4 protein-coding genes are annotated in these 2,830 nt (G+C 64.8%); 2 read left to right on the top strand and 2 right to left on the bottom strand.

Annotated features, from left to right (window positions below):
- Positions 1-69 precede the first annotated feature (69 nt).
- Positions 70-1,341, top strand: coding sequence for an NAD(P)/FAD-dependent oxidoreductase (locus AKL29_RS27965; RefSeq protein WP_028334282.1), 1,272 nt, complete (start codon positions 70-72; stop codon positions 1,339-1,341).
- Positions 1,342-1,361: 20 nt separating this feature from the next.
- Here the strand turns inward: AKL29_RS27965 and AKL29_RS27960 are convergent, their stop codons facing one another.
- Complete coding sequence (locus tag AKL29_RS27960) at positions 1,362-1,595, bottom strand: hypothetical protein (RefSeq protein WP_028334283.1); 234 nt, start codon at positions 1,593-1,595, stop codon at positions 1,362-1,364.
- Positions 1,596-1,933: 338 nt separating this feature from the next.
- Between AKL29_RS27960 and AKL29_RS27955 the strand changes: the two genes are divergently transcribed.
- Positions 1,934-2,305: an avidin/streptavidin family protein gene (locus tag AKL29_RS27955; RefSeq protein ID WP_028334284.1), complete on the top strand. Its 372-nt coding sequence runs from the start codon at positions 1,934-1,936 to the stop codon at positions 2,303-2,305.
- 6 nt (positions 2,306-2,311) lie between these two features.
- Here the strand turns inward: AKL29_RS27955 and AKL29_RS27950 are convergent, their stop codons facing one another.
- Complete coding sequence (locus AKL29_RS27950) at positions 2,312-2,500, bottom strand: hypothetical protein (RefSeq protein ID WP_016848414.1); 189 nt, start codon at positions 2,498-2,500, stop codon at positions 2,312-2,314.
- Between the last annotated feature and the right edge of the window lie 330 nt (positions 2,501-2,830).

Below are 2,830 nucleotides of genomic sequence, written 5' to 3'. Positions count from 1 at the left end.
GATGCGATAAGTGTCAACACCACCTAGGGCATGATCCGGAAACGTGCGAAGCGGTTTTCCGAGGAGATCATGCCCCAACAAGAGTCCCGTCACGTCGCGATCATCGGGGCCGGCGCGGTCGGCGTGATCAGCGCCATCGAGGCGCTGCGCGCGGGCCACAGCGTCACCTTGATCGATCCGGGCGAGCCCGGCGGCACCCAGGCGGCGAGCTACGGCAATGCCGGCTGGCTGTCGTCGCATTCGGTGATCCCGCCGGCCGAGCCGGGCACCTGGAAGAAGGTGCCGGGTTATCTGATGGATCCGATCGGGCCGCTGGCGATCCGCTGGTCGTATCTGCCGAAGGCCTTGCCGTGGCTGATCAAGTATCTGCTGTCGAGCCGGACCGAGGCGCAGGTCGAGGCCACCGCGCGGGCGATGCGCGATCTCCTGAAGGATGCGCCGCTGCTGCACCTGCAGCTCGCCGAGGAAGCAGGCGTGGGCGAATTGATCGAGCGGCGCGGGGTGATGCATGTGTTTCCCTCGCGCGCGCCGTTCGACCGCGATCTCGGTTGGCGCATCCGCAAGCGCGTCGGCATCGAATGGCTGGAGCTCGATGAAGACGAGATGCGCCAGCGCGAGCCCGACCTGCACCCGCGCTACAAATTCGGCGTCGTGGTGGAGGAGGCGGGCCGCTGCCGCGATCCAGGCGCCTATGTCGCGGCGCTTGCCGCGCACGCGATCGCGATTGGCGCCGAGCGCGTCGCCGCCAAGGCCACGGGCCTCAGGCTTGCCGGCGACAGGCTGGTCGCCGTGGTCACCGAGAGCGGCGAGATCGCCTGCGACGCCGCCGTCGTCGCCGCGGGCGCGCGCTCCAGGCAACTGACCGCCTCGATCGGCGATCCGCTGCCGCTGGAGACCGAGCGCGGCTATCACGTCATGATCGAGAATCCGGAATCCGGCCCGCGCAATTCCATGATGGCCTCGGACGCCAAGATGGTCGTCAACTGGACCGACAAGGGCCTGCGCGCCGCCGGTACGGTGGAGATCGCGGGGCTCGATGCCGCGCCGAACTGGAAGCGCGCCGAAATCCTGCGCGAGCATCTCTTCAGCATGTTCCCGAAGCTGCCGAGGGATATTCCGCCATCGCGGATCAAGACCTGGTTCGGCCATCGGCCGAGCATGCCGGACGGGCGCCCCTGCATCGGCTATGCCCGTGCCACGCGCGACGTGATCTACGCCTTCGGCCACGGCCATGTCGGCCTGGTCGGATCGGCCCGCACCGGCCGGCTGGTCGCGCAACTCCTGAGCGGCAAGGCGCCGGAGATCCCGCTCGCCCCGTTCGCGCCCTCACGCTTCCTGTAGGGAGCAACGGAGGCGAAGTCTCAGCTGTCGCCGGCCCAGGCCGTGATCGCGGCCGGCGCGATCACGCGTCTCGGTATGTGCGGATTGATCGTTCCGGCGCTGACGTCCTGCGTCTGAACGAGCAGGGTGCGCGCAAACGCCTTGGCATCCTGCTCGGTCGTGAAGGTACGGGTCTGGCGCGCGAAGCGGTGATGTCCGGCGTCAGGATTTCGCATGGCGAACGAGACGTACCAGATAGCCTTGTCGGTCTTCATCGCGCCTCTTTGGTGGTAATTCGCCCGCGCGATCGCGACGTGGTGCTCGATGCTCGATGTGCAAAAAGTGCCAAGACAAAGAATCCTGAAATACAACACATTGCGGCGAATAGGCTCCTCGGCGAACCAGCAATGCTACAGCATCGGCACGTCTACCGATACTGGCGGCATATTACCTGTCAACCGATGGGTGAAATGACAATGCGCCGTTGCGACGTTGGTTCCATCCGGCAAATTGCCATGTCCTCCCGGGACCTTTGCGCTGTCAGGAACGTCGATCTCCTGGGCAAGTTGTCCCGCGCATTCGTGGCCGGAGCGCGCGGCGTCGGGAGCACGAGATGACGGGGGTCGGTAGGTGGAAAATCCAATACGGTTCGATCGTCGAGATCACCAGTGAAGCGAATGGCCGCATCGAGGGGACGTTTCGAACCGCGCTGGCCGATAGCGGCTTCTACGGCCAGACGGTCGCGATCGTCGGCGTCCACCAAGGCAATTGCATCGGATTTTCGTCGGTCGGTTCGTCGGCGGCGGGCGATCGCGTGGTTTCCTATACCGGCTTGCTGCGCGATCAAAAAATGGAAGCGGCGTGGTTTGTCGTGTCGGACAAGGCGCTGGTCGCGGCCCGCGAGGGCGAAGCGGCGGCCCTGAAGCCCGTGAACTGGTGGCGAGCCGTCACGACAAGTGTCGATACATTCGAACGCTCGACGTAGACCTCGCTAGATGACTTGGTCCTCCTTTCGCGCTGCGTTGATGGTTTCCTCCACCTCGGCGGCAAGGGCCGTGAGATGTTCGGCGAGCTTGCTGAACAGCTCGCGCTTGCGCATGTCAGTCGCCAGGTCGCGGATCAACGCACATTCCGCCGCGTCGCGTCGAAGCTTTTCGAGATGCGTCAGCATGTCCTGCATTTTTCGTCCCCGAATGCCGTATTCCGCAACGCTAAGGCGGCACAGAACCGCGCAACAATAACCTGTGATAATTTTCGCGAACCTTGGCGACGGTCGCGTATCTCTCCGACCCTCAAGGCAAGCTTGGCTTGCGAGACCGGCTTCTCCAGGAGGCCGGCGCCCTCCCGCAGCTTGCCGCTCGTCATGCGATTGTTTGACTCACAGACCGCGCAACACGCTCGCCGTCGTTCTGGCCTAGTGCGCACTTGCGCACGGGGGCCGGGACCCATTACCGCGAATGCGAATTGTTGTGCGACGCTGGGGCCACAGCAGTCTTCCACAACTCGCCCG

Source organism: Bradyrhizobium pachyrhizi (assembly GCF_001189245.1).
GTDB classification, from domain to species: Bacteria; Pseudomonadota; Alphaproteobacteria; order Rhizobiales; family Xanthobacteraceae; genus Bradyrhizobium; species Bradyrhizobium pachyrhizi.
This window is presented reverse-complemented; position numbering and strand designations above follow the sequence as displayed.

What these genes read in the sequence shown, in the direction of transcription:
- AKL29_RS27965 (WP_028334282.1), top strand. Translation starts at nt 70, where the DNA reads ATGCCCCAACAAGAGTCCCGTCACGTCGCGATCATCGGGGCCGGCGCG.
- AKL29_RS27960 (WP_028334283.1), bottom strand. Translation starts at nt 1,595, where the DNA reads ATGAAGACCGACAAGGCTATCTGGTACGTCTCGTTCGCCATGCGAAAT.
- AKL29_RS27955 (WP_028334284.1), top strand. Translation starts at nt 1,934, where the DNA reads ATGACGGGGGTCGGTAGGTGGAAAATCCAATACGGTTCGATCGTCGAG.
- AKL29_RS27950 (WP_016848414.1), bottom strand. Translation starts at nt 2,500, where the DNA reads ATGCAGGACATGCTGACGCATCTCGAAAAGCTTCGACGCGACGCGGCG.